Here is a 17,886-nt window from a genome sequence, read left to right as displayed (position 1 = left end):
TTTATTGTTTTAACCAGTTATTGGAAAACTCACAATCTCTATACTTTCCGCTTATTTTTATGTAAGTATCCATAATTTTTTCTTTTTGCCACTTTTCAATTTCCTTGATTTTCTTTTCTTCAAGGGCCAATTCTTTAATCTTTAAAAAGTCGCGGGCGTAATCGGCTTCGTGCTCATCAATCCTATCGGTAACCATCAAAATTTTAAAACTCACCTTTCCGGTACGATCTTCCTCCCTTTGCACCAAACTTACTTCGCCATCTTTTACATTTTGTATTTGCGCGTACAGTTCGGGATCCATACGGGTCAATTCGAAATTATAATCTTGTGTGGTTGGGTTAATTAGCTGTCCGCCATCGGCACGGGTTTCTTTTTCGTCACTGGCCTCACGTGCGGCATCGGCAAACGAAATATCGCCATCAACAATGCGCTGGCGTATTTTTTCCAATCGCTCTTTAGCTTCTTTGATGGCCTCATCAGACACTTTTGGCGTTAATAAAATGTGTGCGACATCGTACTCCTGCCCTCTAATTTTTTCGAGCATAATAATGTGGTAGCCATAATCGGTTTTAAAGGGATCGGACACCTCGCCCTCACGCAATGCAAAGGCTACTTGCCTAAACTCCCTCACCATTTTTGGCTGCTTACGGTTTAGGGTGTATTTACCCCCGCGGCTTGCAGATCCTGGGTCTTCAGAATACAAAATTGCTTTAGACCGAAAACTCGCCCCGTTTTCAACTACATCGGTTTTAAACTGCTTTAAACGATCAATAATTCTTTGTTCTTCCTCTTCCGAAACTTTAGGCTCGGCCACAATTTGTGCCACTTTCAACTCAGTACCGAACGTTGGTCTTTCATCTTTAGGAATATTATTGAAAAACGTTCGCACCTCTTCTGGAGTAATTTCAACTCCCTCAACAATTTTGGCCTGCATTTTCGCTGCCAATTGGTTGGCTTTATTAATCTCGAACATTTCGTTACGAAACGTTTTTTCGTCTTCCATGTTATAGAACTCCAAAAGGCGGTCCATTGAACCGTTGGTTTGCTGCAAAAACTGTTGAATTTGGTACTCAACACTTTGGCGAATTTCAGCATCGGAAACCGGAATACTATCCTGAATGGCATGGTGCGCATACAGCTTTTTTTCAAGCATGAGACCGAACAATTGGCAATCTTCCACACCTTCAACCGATCCACCGGCGGCTTTTATTTGCTCGCGCTCTTTTTCAACATCCGAATCCAATACAATATAATCGCCTACCACAGCGGCAACGCCATCTACTTTTTTACCCGTTTGCACATTGGAAACCGACGCTTTTGTTTCGGCCACAGCCACTTCCTCTTCGTCTTCAATAATTTCCTGGGCAGTCAAAATATTCACTGTAAACAGGGTTATTGCGACAAAAGCAATATGTTTTATGTTATTTATAAATTTCAAATTCTTTGTTTTTAACAGCATCTTTCGTAATATCTTTTTCTAATTCCCTAATGAGGTCCAACTTTCTTTTATTGATAACAATCTGGTTTATGGTTGGCCTAACATACTCCAACGGCGCAGTTTCGTTTCGCAACAGCACGTCGTTAATTTGCATCAAATATACTCCTAATGAATCTTTGAGCTGTATAAAATTAGATTTTTTTAACAATTGCTCTTTATTTTCAGGCGTTACCGCTGGAATCTTCCGTATGGCTTGACTGAGCCTTATCCAAACCGAATCTTTAAAGGAATAGGATTTAAACTGAATGGAAATGGAATCTAAAATACGCTTGTCCCTATCGTTATAGCGTTCGAAACGTTTTTTTACATCCTCATAATTAATCATGTTTTCATCAAGGTTGACGTATCTGAACTTGATGAGTTCTTCGTTAAGTTTAAAAACGGCTTTGTTGTTTTCGTAATAACGCTCTGCCTCTTCATCTGCAATAACCGTATCGATATTCTTTTTCACCAAGGCTTCCATATAAGCTTTGGTGTACAAATCGATTTTATACTGTTCTACCAGTTTATTGAAATTACTCTGTTTTTCTTCACTCAGGTTGAGTTTAGCGCCATCCATGAGCAATTGTTGGGTAGCCCATCGGTTGATGAAGTTTTCCACCAAAAGGGTGCTGTCTTCTTTCGACGCCCCTTGAGGCACAAGGTTTTTTATATCTTCTTCAAACAAATAGCTTTCGTTTACGCGTGCCACCGGTTTGCGCTCGTCTGTTTTCTTTAAATATTCGCAAGAAAACAGCAAAGCCAACATGGCCATTATGGATAAACTGTACCGCACCTATTTGTTGTTAAGTTGTTTTTTTACCTTCGAAAGTACGTCCTCGTCAACCTTTACAGGGTACTTTTCAGCCAATTCGCTTAACCACTTTTCTTCTTTATGGTTTTGGTAATCGGCAATGACCAAGCCTTTGGCGTCCTCGAATGTTTTTTGAGTTTCGGGCAATACATCGTTAATTTTTACGATAACATATGCTCCATTGTGCTTGTGGATTTTTGAAATACCCTTCTTAAATTCCAAACCTTCGGGAAGCGCCTGGTGGTTGACTTCCATGACTTCTGAAGTGAATATCACCTCGATGGCATCGTTGCTGTTTACCAAGGATTTGATACGCTCAACAGCCATATCCTGCTTCAATAATTTGGCTACTTTTTTTAAGGTTTTTTGTTTGGACGACGATGCTATCACGGCATCAATACGCTCGGGCGATACGTATTTGCTTTTGTTCGCCTCGTAGTATTCTTTTATCGCAATGGTGTCGGTGGTACCGGCATTCCAAATGGTATTTTCCATCAGTTCGAAAAGTAGCAAGCCGTCTCTGTATTCGGTAACGATATCGGCATATTCTTCATTTTCGTTTTCCAAATTTTCTTCTTGATAGTTAAGTAATTGTTGCTTTAAAAACGCTTCGTATTTACTGGCCACCAAAGTTTCAAAAGATTGTTTTGGCGTGGTATTGCGCTGTTGATTTTCCAAGTAATTGGCAAAATCTTGGTAGGTAAGCTGTTTGTTTCCTATTTTCAAAAATGGTTTTTCTCCATCTAGGTTTTCGGGCAACTTCCAGTTTCTACTGAAATAATCGTCGTTTAAAATGGAGGCAAAATACTCCAAATCGGATGGCGGATTGCCAATGTTATATTTAGCTTTCAATTTATCGATTAAGGCCTCGTCAATTAATTGCGAACGGCTATCACGCTTCACTTTGTTTACCAGTTCTGGTTTTAAAGTTTCAAATTCGGGCACGGGCTTTTTATTGATTAGCTTTACGATGTGCCAACCAAAATCGGTTTTAAAAGGTTCGGAAACGTCACCTTCATTTTTCAGACCGAATGCCACGTCTTCAAATTCTTTGGCACGCAATTGTCCGCTAGAAAAAGGCGCCAATTCACCACCTTTTACAGCAGAATTCTTATCGTCTGAAAATTGTTTTGCCAACGACGCAAAGTCCTCGCCCTGCTGTAACTTTTTATAAATATCGTTAATTCTTGTTTCTGGTTTTTCGGCCAGCGAATCGTTTGGTTTTTCAACTACCATAATATGGGCAACGGTGACTTCGCCTTTCGATGGGCGCTTATCCAACACATTGACAATATGGTAACCAAAACGGGTGCGGAACGGCTGCGAAATCTCCCCAACTGGCGTATTGAATGCGGCGTTTTCAAATTTGTAAACCATTCTAAACCCTGAAAAATACCCTAGCTGCTCTCCAAAAACCGTTTGGCCGTTGTGCACTTCGGCGCGTACTTTCTCAAAACCTTCCTTTAAGGCCCTTTCGCGCAGTTTCACAATTTCATTATAAGCCGCCAAAGTATCGTTTGGGCTGGCATTTTCATCAACCTTTACCAAAATATGGTTGGCATTTACTTCCTGCGACACACGCTGGTAAGCCTCTTCCACCAAAGCATCGGTAACTTTACTATCGGTCATATAACTTTTGGCCAATTGCTTTTTGTAGTTGTTCAGTTCGCGCAAATAATTGGCATCCTCGTTAAGCCCCAAGGCTTTGGCTTCCTTCAACTTTAATTTATAGTTGGTAAACAGCTTTAAATATTCGTCAACATCCTTTTGCGATTCGTCTTGTACCAAGTCGAGGTTTTTCTTGTAAACCTTAACAAATTCCGATACGTACACCGGGCTTCCATCCACCGTAAAAAGGGTTTCGTTGCTGCTGGTTTGCCCATTTACACCAAAAGCCAAAAACGCAAAAAATAAAGTAACGATATGTTTTAATTTCATGGAATATTTTTTTTCGATGGATACAAAAATACTAATATATACCTATAATACAAGTTGTTTTGTAAACGCCCAAAAATAGCTGTTATTGTTTATTTTAACCTATATTTAGCCCGTAATTTTTACGATGGAAAACATGCGAAAACTGAAACTGATTTGGGACTTCCGTGGGCCCAACGCCCAGAAAACGGCACAGCACCACGAAATCCATTTAAAGGAATACATTGCCATTGAAAACCTAAACCTGAACATTACCGGTGTAGAAACCCTCTCTGAACACCACAGCACCGCCTTTTTGGTGGTTGATGAAGACCAAATGAAACCCATTCGTGACGCCCTAAAACCGCACCGCGGACAGGTTTATACCGAAAGTTGAGTTTTGAATTTTATTTTGTAGAGTTTTTCGGCTATTTTAGTGAACTAATTTATAATAAACACAATTGGTTTATCCGGATGTTGTGTGCAATACGAGAAAATGAGTAAAAATTTAACAGCAACATTAAAATTAAATCCATCTGATTTACTGATAACACTAAACAGTAAGTTATCTGAATGCACAAATTCTGTGTTTTTTGGAATGAACGCACTTGAAACGACAACGGAATTACCTGATTCTCTAAGTTTAGAAGATGATTCCATTTTTATGCAGACACCAATTGGAAAGCTCACTTTAGACCAAAGCAAACAGAATTTTAAGCATTGGATTTTAAAAAAAGGATTTGAAGATTTAATCTCTGCTTTAACGGAGTTGTTAATTAGCTTTTCCCATATAATCGATTTGAAAGAAAAAATTCAAAAAAACAACAAATTGACTTTGGAAAAAATCAAAGAATTAATCTTTGAAACAAACGACAGTAATTCGACTAAAAACTTCCCTTCTTTGATTAAAAAAGTAGAGGGATCATTAAAGCAACCACTAACATATAAATCGGAAGTCGAAACTATAAATAGAGTAAGAAGATGTTTAGTTCACAGAAATGGAATTGTGAGACCGACAGATTTTAATGTGCAAAATGGGCTTGAACTAAAATGGTGGTTTTTGAAATTCAAACTAACCAATAACGGACAGACGAAAAACTTAGAACGATTCGACATAATAACGTCAGAAACTAAAATGGAAATGGACGACACACCAAAATCAAAACTTTTTACAGAAAACCAAAGAGTAGAATTCAATTACCAAGAATTCAATGAACTTGCACTTTTCTGTCAAAGGTTTGGAATTGACACATTGGATAAATTTAAGTTGAGCTAAAAAGTACTACACACAAAACCGGTAACCGTTCCACAACCCCATAATTTTCTAAAAACACTATATGAAAACGCCCATTTTAAGGGCGTTTGCTATTTTTCAAAACCATTATAATTTCGTTGCCTTCAACGTGAAAATTAAAGGATACAGTTGGTCTTGTGTTACAAACATACCGTTTTCGGTTTCGGTTAAATTGGGCAGTACGTTATATGGGCTTTCGTTGTATTCGTTTAAACAGTCTATGTGCAACCCTGCTTCGGTCAATGCATTGACAACTTCGCTTAGGCCGTGGTTCCAGCCGTATTCCTTGCTGGTTATTTTAGCGTGTTCGTCGGCATAAGTACCTTGGTATTCTCCATAAATCACTTCGTTTTGCATATAGCCGTATTGCATTTTTGGTGTGTCGTCCAAATAATCAAACATCCAAACTATGGGGTGGAATTCAGTCATAAAAAATGTGCCGCCTGTTTTTAATCGTTCGGCAATCATTTTGCCCCATGGTTTTAAATCGGGCAACCAACCGATAACGCCATAACTGGTAAAAACGATATCGAATTGTTCGGTCACAAATTTTGAGGTATCCAGCACATTGCAACACACAAACTGGACGTTTTGCTGTAGCTCGTCATTGAGCTGTTTCGCCAACTGGATGCCCTCATCGCTAATATCAACGCCCGTGCAGGTTGCGCCCATTCGGCTCCAACTCAAAGTATCTTGACCAAAATGGCACTGCAAATGCAATAGCGATTTTCCGTTAACATCACCCAAGGCTTCCAATTCATAAGGCATCAATGACGATTTTCCCTGTTTAAAGGCTTCAAGGTTGTACATATCGCTTTGGGCATGCACCTTTACTTTTTGGTTCCAGGTTTGCCTGTTGGTTTCAAAATATTGCTTGTTATTGCCCATTTTATCAGAATTCCCCAAAAAACATTATCTATTTTTCAATGAACTCCGCCTCAAAAAGTTCAGAAAAGTGTTTGAGCAGTTTATCTTTCACTTCTGCTTCGTCAACTTTCTTTTTACCGAGTTCCACGTTTAGTGAAGTCACCGATTTTCCACGAATGCCACAGGGAATAATATTATCGAAATAGCCTAAATCGGCATTTATATTAAGCGCAAAACCGTGCATGGTTACCCACCGGCTGGCACGAACGCCCATGGCACATATTTTTCGGGCAAAGGGTGTGCCCACATCCAGCCATACTCCTGTTTCGCCATCGCTTCGTTCGGCTTTTAAACCGTATTCGCCCAAGGTTAAAATAATCATTTCCTCAAGCAAACGCAGGTATTTGTGTATATCGGTAAAAAAATTGTCGAGGTCTAAAATAGGATAGCCTACAATTTGCCCCGGCCCGTGGTAAGTAATATCGCCACCGCGGTTTATTTTATAAAAGGTTGCTCCTTTTTCGGTGAGCTGTGATTCATTCAAAAGTAAATTCGACAAATCGCCACTCTTTCCTAAGGTATAAACGTGCGGATGCTCAACAAACAAAAAGTAATTGTTGGTTTCAAAGTCGGTTTCTTCACGCCTATTTTTAATTTTGGCGTCAACAATGCCCTTAAAGAGTTGCTCTTGGTAATCCCAAGTTTGTTTGTAATCCTTAAATCCTAAATCCTGCAGTTGAACCTTTTTATTCATAGTTTGCAAAATTACGACAAATTTAGAATCTATCGCTTGGGATTGTTAAGGATAACCAAAGCAGCAATCACTCCGGGCACCCAGCCGCAAAGCCACAGTAAAAAAACGATAAAGATGGAACCACAACCTTTATCTAAAACGGCCAATGGCGGACATATAATTGAAAGCAGAACTCTCCAAAAACTCATATTCTATTTTATTTTGATGATTGATGATATGACCTATTCGACGGGAAAACCATTCTTTTGTTACAATTTAAGCTGCATAAAGTTTGGCAATGTTGTATGGCGCCCAAAATCTCCTAGTAAGTTATGTGCTATTTTTTTGAAAATAACGTAATTTTGCACTCGCTCGAAAAGGGCCAAACTCAAAATTAAAAATTAGCATGCAGCTTTCAGAACAAGAATTAGTAAGAAGAGACAAGTTAAAAAAACTTCGTGAGTTGGATATTAATCCTTACCCAGCCGACTTATACCCTGTAACCGATACTTCCAAACAAATTAAAGAACAATTTGAGGAAGGCAAAAAGGTTGTAGCTGCAGGCCGATTAATGATGATAAGGGTTCAAGGCAAAGCGAGTTTTGCCCAATTGCAGGATGCAGAAGGAAAAATACAAGTCTATTTTAACCGCGACGAAATTTGCCCCGGAGAAGATAAAACCAAATACAACGACGTATTTAAAAAGCTATTGGATTTCGGTGATTTTATTGGCGTTGAAGGTGAATTGTTCACTACCAAGGTGGGCGAAAAAACCATTAATGTTAAAGACTTTACCTTATTGAGTAAAGCTTTAAAACCACTACCCGTTCCTAAAGAAAAAGACGGCAAGGTTTACGATGCCTTTACCGACCCCGAGCAACGCTACAGACAACGTTATGCCGATTTAGTGGTGAATCCACAGGTAAAAAACGTATTTGTTAAGCGTACCAAATTATTTAATGCCATGCGTCAGTTTTTTAACGATGCGGGCTATTTTGAGGTAGAAACACCTGTTTTGCAACCTATTCCTGGTGGTGCAGCGGCGCGCCCGTTCGTAACACACCACAATGCCTTAGATGTGCCCTTGTACATGCGTATTGCCAACGAATTGTATTTAAAAAGATTGATTGTTGGTGGTTTTGAAGGGGTTTACGAATTTTCTAAAAACTTTAGAAATGAAGGAATGGATCGCACCCACAACCCAGAGTTTACTGCCATGGAAATTTATGTAGCCTACAAAGACTACAACTGGATGATGGACTTCTGCGAGCGTTTATTGGAACACTGCGCCACAGCCGTTAACGGCACCACAAAAGTGAAATTTGGTGAACACGACATAGACTTTAAAGCGCCTTATGCCCGAGTAACCATGGCCGATTCCATAAAAGAATTTACTGGATTCGATATTACAGGCAAAAGTGAAGATGAAATACGCCAAGCCGCTATAGATTTGGGTGTTGAAGTTGACAACACCATGGGTAAAGGAAAATTAATCGATGAAATTTTTGGTGAAAAATGTGAGGGCAACTACATCCAGCCTACTTTCATTACCGACTACCCAAAAGAAATGAGCCCGTTATGCAAAGAGCACCGAGACAATCCTGAATTGACCGAACGTTTTGAGCTGATGGTTTGCGGTAAGGAAATTGCCAATGCCTATTCTGAACTGAACGACCCTATCGACCAGCGCGAGCGTTTTGAGCACCAATTGAAACTAGCCGCCAAAGGGGACGACGAAGCTACTGAATTTATAGATCACGATTTCTTACGTGCTTTGGAATACGGCATGCCGCCAACGTCTGGTATGGGTATTGGTATGGACCGATTGATTATGTTTTTAACCAACAACCAATCCATTCAGGAAGTGTTATTCTTCCCACAAATGCGTCCAGAGAAAAAAGCCGTGGCCATTAGCGAAGATGCCAAAGCGGTTTTCGAAATTTTGAAAAAAGCCGAAAAACTAGAACTTGTCGATTTAAAAACGCAATCGGGACTTTCAAATAAAAAATGGGACAAAACCATTAAAGAACTCACTAAAAACAATTTAGCCAAGGTTGAAAAGACCGATGATGGATTGTTTGTTGGTGTGATTTAATGTGTTTTAAAATCTACAACCGCATCCAAAAAATGAAAATTTTATTAATTCTAAAAATATTAATAACTTCGATGCAAAACTAACCCTTTAAACGTGGCTTAAATCAAAATGATATTGCACCTCTCTCTAATAATAGCCCTAACTAAATGCAATGTTAAGCAAACTTAAAAAAAAAGTTGTTCTATTTCCAATAGCATCTTTCACCATTACGGTGCTCATTGTAATTCTAGTTTGGAACAAAGCTCTAATCAACAGTAACCGGTTAATTGAAGAAAACGTCATTCAAACTGGAAAACTTGTTTTTAAAGAGTTTACTAACATTGTCAAGGCAGATTTTGCTCAAATTCACAATTTAAAAACAAGGATAGAGTTTACCGATGGCATGTATCTGAATCATTGGGAACAAGATGCCAGTATGCTCCTTAAACAAAATCCATCGTTTAGGTTTCTGGAATGGATTGACAGCACCATGGTAATCCGAAAAATTATGCCCCTAAAAGGAAACGAAGGGGCTTTAAATTTAGATATATCCAAAATTGAATACCGCAGAGACGAATGGTTAAGGCACCGCTATACCGATTCACCAAATATTACCCCATGGTCCAAGCTTACCCAAAGTGGAGAAGCTTTTTTAATTGATTTCCCCATTACTTTTCAAAACACGTTTCAAGGCACTATTACAGGCGGGGTCGACTTTTCTGAAAAGTTCAACAAACTGGCCACCAGTTTGGAAGACCAATATGCCATTGAACTTTGGGATCACAAATCGAACCTATTTTACGCTTTAAACACAGAAAACAAACTTTTAACCGAAAAAAAGCTAGTTTACCAAGACAGTATTTTAATCGACCCTTTAGACAACCAAAGTTGGCATTTAAAAGTAACGCCCAGCAACAAACTCTATCTTTCAGAAAACAGGCTCATAACAAATATAGCCTTGGGGGTTGGAGTTCTTTTTTGTATTCTTACTAGTTTACTAATCAACTTTTACTTGAGAGCCCGCGAAGGCACGAAACTGGCCTTAAGGTCTAACGCCATGCTCTTAAACACCAACGAAAAACTCAACAATGAGCGGAATCGGGCCGAGAAAGCTTCGAAGGCCAAATCTGAATTCTTGGCCAATATGAGCCACGAAATAAGAACGCCTTTGCACGCCGTACTTGGCTTTATCGAATTATTAAAAGACAGCAAACTCAACAAAACTGATAAAGAATATTTAGACTTAATGGAAAAATCTTCCAACAACCTGCTAAATATTATCAACGATATTCTAGACATTGAAAAAATTGAATCGGGGAAAACCGAGCTGGTCGAAACCAATTTCAATCCGCTTGAAAAAATAAAAGAGCTTATTGAAGTTAATCAATTTATTTTTGTCAAGAAGAACCTTTACCTCAAATCAAATTTTAAAAATGTTCGCGGACTAAATGTTATTGGAGATGAAAGCAAGTTCATCCAAGTAATAAACAACATTGTTAAAAACGGCTTAAAGTTTACAAACACTGGTGGTGTAACCGTAAACTATAGCGAAGACCTAGTAGGTGAAAACGAATTACGTGTACATGTTACCATAAAAGATACTGGTATTGGCATACCAAAAGACCGCTTAAAAACTATTTTCGACAGATTTACCCAAGTGGAAAACGGCGTGAAAAAACAGTATGAAGGCAGCGGCTTAGGCTTGGCTATCTGTAAGGTTTTAATCAATATGATGGGCGGCAAAATTAAAGTAAAAAGTACTCCAAATAAAGGCACGAAGTTTAAATTCAATATGTTGTTCAAGCTTGCCGACAAGCAGCACGTTGAAAAACAAATACCCGTAAACCAAAAAGTAGATTACTCTAACTTAAGCGTATTGATTGTTGACGACAACAACCTGAATATTATCGTTCTCAAAAAATTCCTTGAGGATTTGGGCATTACACCAGATGCTGCAAAAAACGGTCAACTAGCCTTAGAGAAATTTCAAGAAAAACCTTATCATCTTATTTTTATGGATATCCATATGCCTGTTATGGACGGCTGGGAGGCCACCCGCGAAATAAGAAAACAAGACGAGGACGTAATTATTTTCGGGCTATCAGCCAATGTCACCACCGAAGCTATAGATCAGGCTCTTGAAAGTGGAATGAACAATTACCTATCGAAACCCTTTAAAAAAGAACACCTATACAAACTACTGCATTTCCATTTTTCAAACGATTAAAGGACATTATTCTAAAGCACACATAAAACCAAAAAAAGCCAGTTATTTTCATAACTGACTTTTGTAACAAACTAAACTTTAACTTTTTGCATTTAAAAATGCACTAACTAAACTAAACTAACAGTACAAAGAGACATAATAATTTTGATTTGGAAAAGTAATTTTGAAATATTTAACATTCACATTTACAGTTTTATAAGTTTGTTAAGAGCGCATCATATGTGTGTTAATTTTTTTAAGAAGTTTTACAAGACTTCCTATATTTAATTATTTTTGCCCGATGCTAAAACTCCTACTACTCTTCTTTTTATTTACTTTTTCAGTAACCGTAAAAGCACAAAAAAAAGATAGTCTTTTCTACAAAAATGGCATCGATAAACCCAGTTTGCTCTCTACCCATCATTTTGGCATTTTCAGCTCCAGGCTTAACACCAACTTTAAAATTGCCCCCTCAACAAAACCTACATTTACCATAGACCATATTAGCGGTAATAATTTCCATCCGTATGTTGAAGCTTACTTCCCCAAAGACCCCGAAGTTAGGGAACGGTTAAGCAACATAAAATGGCACGATCGCCCATTTACATATATCGATCAGGAAACGACTCCGGCCGATTACATGAACATAGTTGTTGATGCTGTTATAAAAGAATTCAGGTTGAATTTTGCCATCCCCATCAACCGACAGCACGAAATAAACCTCAATTTCAGGCATAATTGGATTACCAAAGGAAAATATCCTTTTTCCATTTTTACTGGCGACGAAAGCATCGAGTGGTTTCACAGCAACATTGCGGGAGGCGAAGACCCTTACGGAAGGCGCTATTACGGTATGAACCAAGTCAATTTCAAGTATTTGGATCGCAACGGAAACACCATGGAATTGCGGCAAAACCATTTCTTTCTGGGCGGTATTGAATTGAGCCATTATTATTACCCAAAGTTTTCATTCAGTAAAACCCGTAATATTTTTGTGAATTTTGGTAGCCATTTAGGATTAAACACATCTCGTTTCAATTCATCAATGGATGCCGGTATTTCTGCCAATGCCGTTAAAAAAATCAACCTTAAAAACAATTACCAAATCCATTTTGCATTAGGAGCCAACATACTCCGAAAAAACTTCGTCAATTTTAAGGAAGTCATCGATCTGGGTAACAATAAATATTTAGGCACTTTAGAGTCGCATTTTGAAATTACCAAGTACACCAAAAAGGGCAATTACAATGCCTTCGGGGTAAATTTTCAGGCGCAAACCCGATATAATCAAAGGGAAGAATACGGATATTTTAAGCTTTCGGGCAAGTGGAAAGAAATAAACGGCGGCTGGCACAACGGGGTGTACACACTTTACACCCCCCTTCAAAACTGGAATTTCGTTTATACCTATGGAAAACCGAATTTTAAACTTTCCATTTATATCAAAGAAGATTTTGAGGTAAATAATGCACCCGATTTCCAAACAGGTATCGGGCTGTCTTTCCCATTTATCAAATAACAGCTGTTTCGATAAGTTGTTAACTTCAAGTTAAAAAATTTATCGCCTTAAACCTTTTTCATTTTCCACGGTCTTATTAGCAGAAAGAACCTTTAAAACAATAAAAATGAAAAAGTTAATGATTATCGCCGTGGCTTTTGTAGCCTTACAAGGTGTTGCTTACGCCCAAGGCCCACAAAAATTGGATAGAAAAGACAAAATGCACTTGATGCACGATCTTTCTCCGGAGGAAGCTGCCACATTGTACACCAAAAAAATGACCCTGCATTTAGATTTGAACAAATCGCAACAGGACGACATTTATAATATAAGCCTTGAAAACGCCAAAAAGCGCAAGGAAATGATGGAAGCCTATAAAGCGAAAAAGGAAAGCGGCAATATGGAAAAACCATCGAAAGAAGAACGCTTGAAAATGATGAATGCCAAGTTAGACCACCAAATTGCCATGAAAGCGAAAATGAAAAAGATTTTAAATGAAGAGCAATATGCAAAATGGGAGAAACCACTAGCCAGAAAGAAAATGAAAAGCGGCGATAAAAAAAGAGACTTCAGAAAAAAGGAGCACCGAAAATAAAATTTGATTGATTTTAGTTTAGTTTGTTGATGAAAAACGCATTTCCGAGTATTAGGAAATGCGTTTTCTTTTTACACTACAATGTTTTTGCCACTTCATTTACGGCATTGATGGTAAAATCTAAATCTTCATAAGTTAGGGCATCTGTAATAAACCAGGTTTCGAAAGCGCTGGGCGCGATATAAACCCCTTGATTCAGCATACCGTGAAAAAACGTTTTAAAAGTATCGTTATTTCCGTTGGCTGCGGTATCAAAATCAACCACCTCTCTATCATCAAAATGCACCGAAATCATTGACCCCGTTCGGTTTATGGTATGCACCACCTTATTTTCGTTCAAAACTTTTGCTATGCCTTGGTGTAAATATTCCGTTTTTTCAGCCAAACGATTAAATATTTGGGCATCACTATTCAACTCAGTGAGCATGGCCAAACCGGCCGCCATTGCCAATGGGTTTCCACTTAATGTCCCCGCCTGGTAAACTGGTCCTAATGGTGCCAAATAGTTCATAATTTCGTTGCGCGCAGCAAATGCCCCAACGGGCAAACCGCCACCAATTACTTTTCCGAAGCAAACTAAATCGGCCTTTACCCCAAATAATTCTTGGGCTCCACCTTTTGCCAATCTAAAACCGGTCATCACTTCATCAAAAATGAGCAAAATATTATGGGTGTCGCAGAGCGCTCTCAAGCCTTCCAAGAAGCCTTCCTTTGGCGGCACACAGCCCATATTTCCGGCCACGGGCTCAATAATGATGCAGGCAATTTCATTTTTATTCGCCTCAATAATTTCCTTTACATTTTCAATATCGTTGTATCTGGCCAACAAAGTATCTTTTGCCGTGCCTTGGGTTACGCCGGGGCTATTTGGTGTTCCAAAAGTACTGGCACCACTACCGGCCTGGATTAAAAACGAATCGGAATGCCCATGGTAGCAGCCCGCAAATTTTATTATTTTATCTTTCCCAGTAAACCCACGCGCCAAACGCACGGCACTCATACAGGCCTCGGTACCGGAATTTACAAATCGTATTTTATCGATATTGGGCACCATCGAAACGGCCAATTCGGCTATTTTGGTTTCAATTTCGGTAGGCGTTCCAAACGAGGTGCCTTTTTTGGCTTTTTCAATTACGGCATCCACCACGGGTTTGTGGGCGTGGCCCAAAATCATCGGCCCCCAAGAATTGATGTAATCTACCAATCGGTTACCATCTTCGTCGTACAAATAAGCCCCTTTGGCTTCCTTAATAAAAATCGGTGTTCCGCCAACGCCTTTAAACGCCCTAACGGGTGAGTTTACGCCTCCTGGAATTACTTTTTCTGCTTCTGCGAATAATGCACTGCTTCGTTTATAAATCATATAAAATTTTAATTTTTTGATGTCGGTTTAACCAAAAGTACCTGCCCGATACTGAGCGTTGTGTCTGTTAAACCATTTAAATTTTGAAGTTCCTCAACTGTGGTATCGTATCTTTTTGAAATGGAATACAAAGTATCGCCTTTTGATACCGTGTAGGTGGTCTGTTGGTTTTCGGCTACTTCGGGTTGGTATGGCGTATAGGAATTCCCTAAAACCGCCTTATCGTACTCATGCAAATTATAACGTTCAATTAAACTAATAAGTTTATCGGGGTATTTTCTATCGGTAGCATATCCAGCGGCTTTTAACCCTTTAGCCCAACCTTTATAATCTTCCTTTTTTAAGCTGAAAAGTGGCGAATACCGTCGGCGCTCGGTTAAAAACAATGAGTGATCCCGGAATGAATATTTGGCATCTTTGTATTTACGGAAGCATTCTTGGCTTTTATCATCGTCATGATAAATTCGTGCTCCCGTCCATTCGTGGCATTTAATACCGAAGTGGTTATTGGCTTCAACCGATAGCCTTCCCCTACCCGAGCCCGATTCCAAAATGCCCTGTGCCAATGTGATACTCGCCGGAATGCCATACAACCGCATTTCATTTTGCGCCACATCTTTGTACTCATCGATGTAACGTTCGGTATTATTAGCATAAACCTTTGTGGTTGTTGGGGTTTCAATGGTTTGCGTTTCGGCGGGCGTTTCAACTGTTCTTTCAACACGCTCGGTGCGGTCAGTTCTTTTTTTAGTGACAATAGCTTTTTTCGATTTACAGCTAAAGAAGAAAGCTGCGACACAAAAAACGATGATTATTCTCTTCATTTATTTATCAATTATCGGTAAATTTTTCTTTTTCAATAGTTGGTTCATCCCGTCAATGCCCTGCACACCTCCAGTATGGATGGCCAATATTTTTGCTCCTTTCGGAAAATAGTTTTTTTCAATCAAATCGAAAATCCCAAACAGCATTTTTCCCGTATAAACCGGGTCTAACGGCACTTGGTTTTGCTTTTTAAACTGATTGATAAACGCCACCAATTCGGCATTTATTTTGGCATATCCCCCAAAATGATAATCGGCAATAAGCTTCCATTGACTGTTGGTTGCAAATTTACTAATATCTTGTTGTAAAAAGTCGCCTTTTAGTGCTGGAAAACCCAAAACTTGTTGACCGGGTTTTAAACAATTGATGACCCCAGAAATAGTGCCACCCGTGCCCACCGCACAACATATATAATCGAATTGTTTATCGGTTTCGGTTAAAATGTCTTCACAGCCCTTTACGGCCAAAGCATTGGTACCTCCTTCCGGAATGGTATAAAAACGGCCGAATTCCTTTTTCAATTCATTCATAAATGTTTCGGAATGCTTGTTTCTATACACATCGCGCGGCACAAACTTAAATTGCATGCCGTTTTGTTCGGCGAATTTTAGTGTTGGGTTGTCGTTAATTTTATCGCCAAGTTCGCCCCCACGAATAATTCCAATGGTATTAAATCCCATTCCGTTACCCGCCGAAGCTACTGCAGCAATGTGGTTTGAAAATGCCCCGCCAAAAGTCAGTAACGTTTTAAAACCTTGATCTTTGGCTTCAATTAGATTGTACTTTAATTTTCGATACTTATTACCCGAAACAAAGGGATGAATGCGGTCTTCTCGCTTTATAAACAGTTCAATTTCTTTCTCCTTCGGAAGAAAAATTTGCTGGTTTACACTGTTTTGAAGGCTGAATTCCATGGCTGCGAAGATACTTCAAAAAAGCCCAAAATGGTCGGTTTTTAAGATAATATAAACGATTTTCGTTTGCAAAAGCTTCTCTTTCGAAAGAAATATTTCGATACGCTTTTTGCCAGTTTTTAAACTGAAGTAATCTCACCAAAAACTCCAAAATATAGCATATATAAAACGGAATCACCAAAAGTTCCAACTGCTGTCGTAAATGGATGCTTTCATGATTTAAAAGCTGCTTATCGCCCTTTAAACCTTTCGATTTTAAAAACACAAAAGGAAAAATGGCCATGCCCGTATAACCTCTCGGCACTAAATATTTTGAAATTAAAATCATGTTTTACTGCAATCAAAAATCAATCCAATTTACACTATCTTTGTATGAGATGAAAAAGATTGTCCCCATTGAAGAAGGCGATTATTACTTAACGCCCGAAGGTTACCGCTGTTTTACCGAGCAATACCACTTAAAACGAGGGTACTGCTGCAAAAGCGGATGCAGACATTGCCCCTACGGCTATGATAGAAAAACGAACACGCAAAAACCATAACCCTTGGTATGATTCTTGATGTTATTGTATAATATAATGTATTCAATTTGAGAACCTTTAACTTTATTTTGCTATGAAAAATTTACTAAAAACCTTACCTATTTTGGTCTTGCTTATGGTGATAACTTCGTGCAGCTCCATTAGAACAGCTGCCGATTACGACAAAAACGCCACATTTAACGACTACAAAACCTTTGCTTTTTTTAAAACAGGTATTGATAAGGCTGAAATAAGCGATTTAGATAAACGCCGAATTTTACGCGCCATTGAGGCCGAACTTTTGTCCAAAGGATTTACGAAATCTGAAAACCCCGATTTATTGGTAAGTTTGTTTACCAAATCGCAACAACGTGTTGATGTTTACAACAATGCCTGGGGCTACGGCGCCTGGGGATGGGGCGGTTGGGGCCCTTGGGGCGGCTTCGGACCCGGTTGGGGATGGGGCTGGAACCAGCCAACTACATCAGTAAGCACTGAAGGCACACTTTATATCGACCTGATTGATGCTGATAAAAAAGAATTGATTTGGCAAGGAATGGGTACCGGTTACTTAAGCAGAAACATGGAGAAAAAAGAAGAGCGCATTAAGGAATTTGTTTCTGAAATTATGCAAAAGTACCCTCCCCAAATGCAGAAATAGACTTAAAAGAGGTCGTCTAAAAAGTAATATTTAGGCGATTTTCTTTTTTATAAAAACATTGGTTTTATAAGAGGTTGGATATTTTGATTTAAATGTAGCCCGTAAAAAGTTTTCAGTCTTTCTTACAGGG

18 protein-coding genes are annotated in these 17,886 nt (G+C 38.9%); 8 read left to right on the top strand and 10 right to left on the bottom strand.

What is annotated here, in order from left to right; all coding sequences use genetic code 11:
- Nucleotide 1: 1 nt before the first annotated feature.
- The 3 genes from HC176_RS14030 to HC176_RS14020 are packed head-to-tail and all read right to left on the bottom strand — an operon-like array spanning nt 2 to nt 4,229.
- Nucleotides 2-1,459, bottom strand: coding sequence for a peptidylprolyl isomerase (locus tag HC176_RS14030; protein ID WP_167919348.1), 1,458 nt, complete (start codon nt 1,457-1,459; stop codon nt 2-4).
- Complete coding sequence (locus HC176_RS14025; protein WP_425338205.1) at nt 1,422-2,252, bottom strand: peptidyl-prolyl cis-trans isomerase; 831 nt, start codon at nt 2,250-2,252, stop codon at nt 1,422-1,424. Before HC176_RS14025 ends, HC176_RS14030 begins: the two co-directional genes overlap by 38 nt.
- Nucleotides 2,253-2,273: 21 nt before the next feature.
- Nucleotides 2,274-4,229, bottom strand: a complete 1,956-nt coding sequence (locus HC176_RS14020) for a peptidylprolyl isomerase (RefSeq protein ID WP_167919346.1) — start codon at nt 4,227-4,229, stop codon at nt 2,274-2,276.
- Between the two features lie 133 nt (nt 4,230-4,362).
- On the opposite strand from HC176_RS14020, the gene HC176_RS14015 reads away from it, so the two are divergent.
- Nucleotides 4,363-4,602 carry a hypothetical protein gene (locus HC176_RS14015; protein WP_167919344.1) on the top strand — a complete coding sequence of 80 codons (240 nt, stop codon included), beginning with the start codon at nt 4,363-4,365 and terminating at the stop codon, nt 4,600-4,602.
- A 99-nt stretch (nt 4,603-4,701) separates the two neighbouring features.
- Nucleotides 4,702-5,481, top strand: a complete 780-nt coding sequence (locus HC176_RS14010) for a hypothetical protein (protein WP_167919342.1) — start codon at nt 4,702-4,704, stop codon at nt 5,479-5,481.
- Nucleotides 5,482-5,586: 105 nt separating this feature from the next.
- Here HC176_RS14010 and HC176_RS14005 read toward each other — a convergent pair whose 3' ends face one another.
- From HC176_RS14005 to HC176_RS13995, 3 genes are read right to left on the bottom strand one after another with little or no spacing between them, the layout of a single operon-like run.
- Nucleotides 5,587-6,387 carry a class I SAM-dependent methyltransferase gene (locus tag HC176_RS14005; protein ID WP_167919391.1) on the bottom strand — a complete coding sequence of 267 codons (801 nt, stop codon included), beginning with the start codon at nt 6,385-6,387 and terminating at the stop codon, nt 5,587-5,589.
- Nucleotides 6,388-6,415: 28 nt separating this feature from the next.
- The gene (gene lipB, locus HC176_RS14000) at nt 6,416-7,120 is read right to left on the bottom strand and encodes a lipoyl(octanoyl) transferase LipB (RefSeq protein WP_167919340.1); all 705 of its coding nucleotides are present in this window, start codon (nt 7,118-7,120) and stop codon (nt 6,416-6,418) included.
- Nucleotides 7,121-7,149: 29 nt separating this feature from the next.
- Nucleotides 7,150-7,308, bottom strand: a complete 159-nt coding sequence (locus HC176_RS13995; protein WP_167919338.1) for a YqaE/Pmp3 family membrane protein — start codon at nt 7,306-7,308, stop codon at nt 7,150-7,152.
- Between the two features lie 197 nt (nt 7,309-7,505).
- Between HC176_RS13995 and lysS the strand changes: the two genes are divergently transcribed.
- The 4 genes from lysS to HC176_RS13975 all read left to right on the top strand — a co-directional run bounded on the left by lysS (nt 7,506) and on the right by HC176_RS13975 (nt 13,472).
- Complete coding sequence (gene lysS / locus HC176_RS13990) at nt 7,506-9,194, top strand: lysine--tRNA ligase (RefSeq protein WP_167919336.1); 1,689 nt, start codon at nt 7,506-7,508, stop codon at nt 9,192-9,194.
- A gap of 151 nt (nt 9,195-9,345) precedes the next feature.
- The gene (locus HC176_RS13985) at nt 9,346-11,400 is read left to right on the top strand and encodes a response regulator (protein WP_167919334.1); all 2,055 of its coding nucleotides are present in this window, start codon (nt 9,346-9,348) and stop codon (nt 11,398-11,400) included.
- A 280-nt stretch (nt 11,401-11,680) separates the two neighbouring features.
- The gene (locus HC176_RS13980; RefSeq protein ID WP_167919332.1) at nt 11,681-12,898 is read left to right on the top strand and encodes a hypothetical protein; all 1,218 of its coding nucleotides are present in this window, start codon (nt 11,681-11,683) and stop codon (nt 12,896-12,898) included.
- A gap of 106 nt (nt 12,899-13,004) precedes the next feature.
- Nucleotides 13,005-13,472 carry a Spy/CpxP family protein refolding chaperone gene (locus HC176_RS13975; RefSeq protein WP_167919330.1) on the top strand — a complete coding sequence of 156 codons (468 nt, stop codon included), beginning with the start codon at nt 13,005-13,007 and terminating at the stop codon, nt 13,470-13,472.
- 76 nt (nt 13,473-13,548) lie between these two features.
- On the opposite strand, the gene hemL is transcribed toward HC176_RS13975, so the two are convergent.
- The 4 genes from hemL to HC176_RS13955 are packed head-to-tail and all read right to left on the bottom strand — an operon-like array spanning nt 13,549 to nt 16,902.
- Nucleotides 13,549-14,835, bottom strand: a complete 1,287-nt coding sequence (gene hemL, locus HC176_RS13970; RefSeq protein ID WP_167919328.1) for a glutamate-1-semialdehyde 2,1-aminomutase — start codon at nt 14,833-14,835, stop codon at nt 13,549-13,551.
- An 8-nt stretch (nt 14,836-14,843) separates the two neighbouring features.
- Nucleotides 14,844-15,659, bottom strand: a complete 816-nt coding sequence (locus tag HC176_RS13965) for a glucosaminidase domain-containing protein (protein WP_167919326.1) — start codon at nt 15,657-15,659, stop codon at nt 14,844-14,846.
- On the bottom strand, nt 15,660-16,574 hold the full coding sequence (locus HC176_RS13960; protein WP_167919324.1) for a 1-aminocyclopropane-1-carboxylate deaminase/D-cysteine desulfhydrase: 915 nt from the start codon (nt 16,572-16,574) through the stop codon (nt 15,660-15,662). It abuts the gene before it with no gap.
- Entirely contained in the window at nt 16,510-16,902 is a 393-nt protein-coding gene (locus HC176_RS13955) for a hypothetical protein (RefSeq protein WP_245234904.1), read from the bottom strand. The genes HC176_RS13960 and HC176_RS13955 overlap by 65 nt, the downstream gene beginning before the upstream one ends.
- 49 nt (nt 16,903-16,951) lie before the next feature.
- On the opposite strand from HC176_RS13955, the gene HC176_RS13950 reads away from it, so the two are divergent.
- A complete protein-coding gene (locus tag HC176_RS13950; protein ID WP_167919322.1) occupies nt 16,952-17,116 on the top strand; it encodes a C1orf53 family protein in 165 nt (54 codons plus the stop codon).
- A gap of 73 nt (nt 17,117-17,189) precedes the next feature.
- Nucleotides 17,190-17,756, top strand: coding sequence for a DUF4136 domain-containing protein (locus HC176_RS13945; protein WP_167919320.1), 567 nt, complete (start codon nt 17,190-17,192; stop codon nt 17,754-17,756).
- Nucleotides 17,757-17,886: the final 130 nt, after the last annotated feature.

Source organism: Tamlana crocina (assembly GCF_012037625.1).
This window is presented reverse-complemented; position numbering and strand designations above follow the sequence as displayed.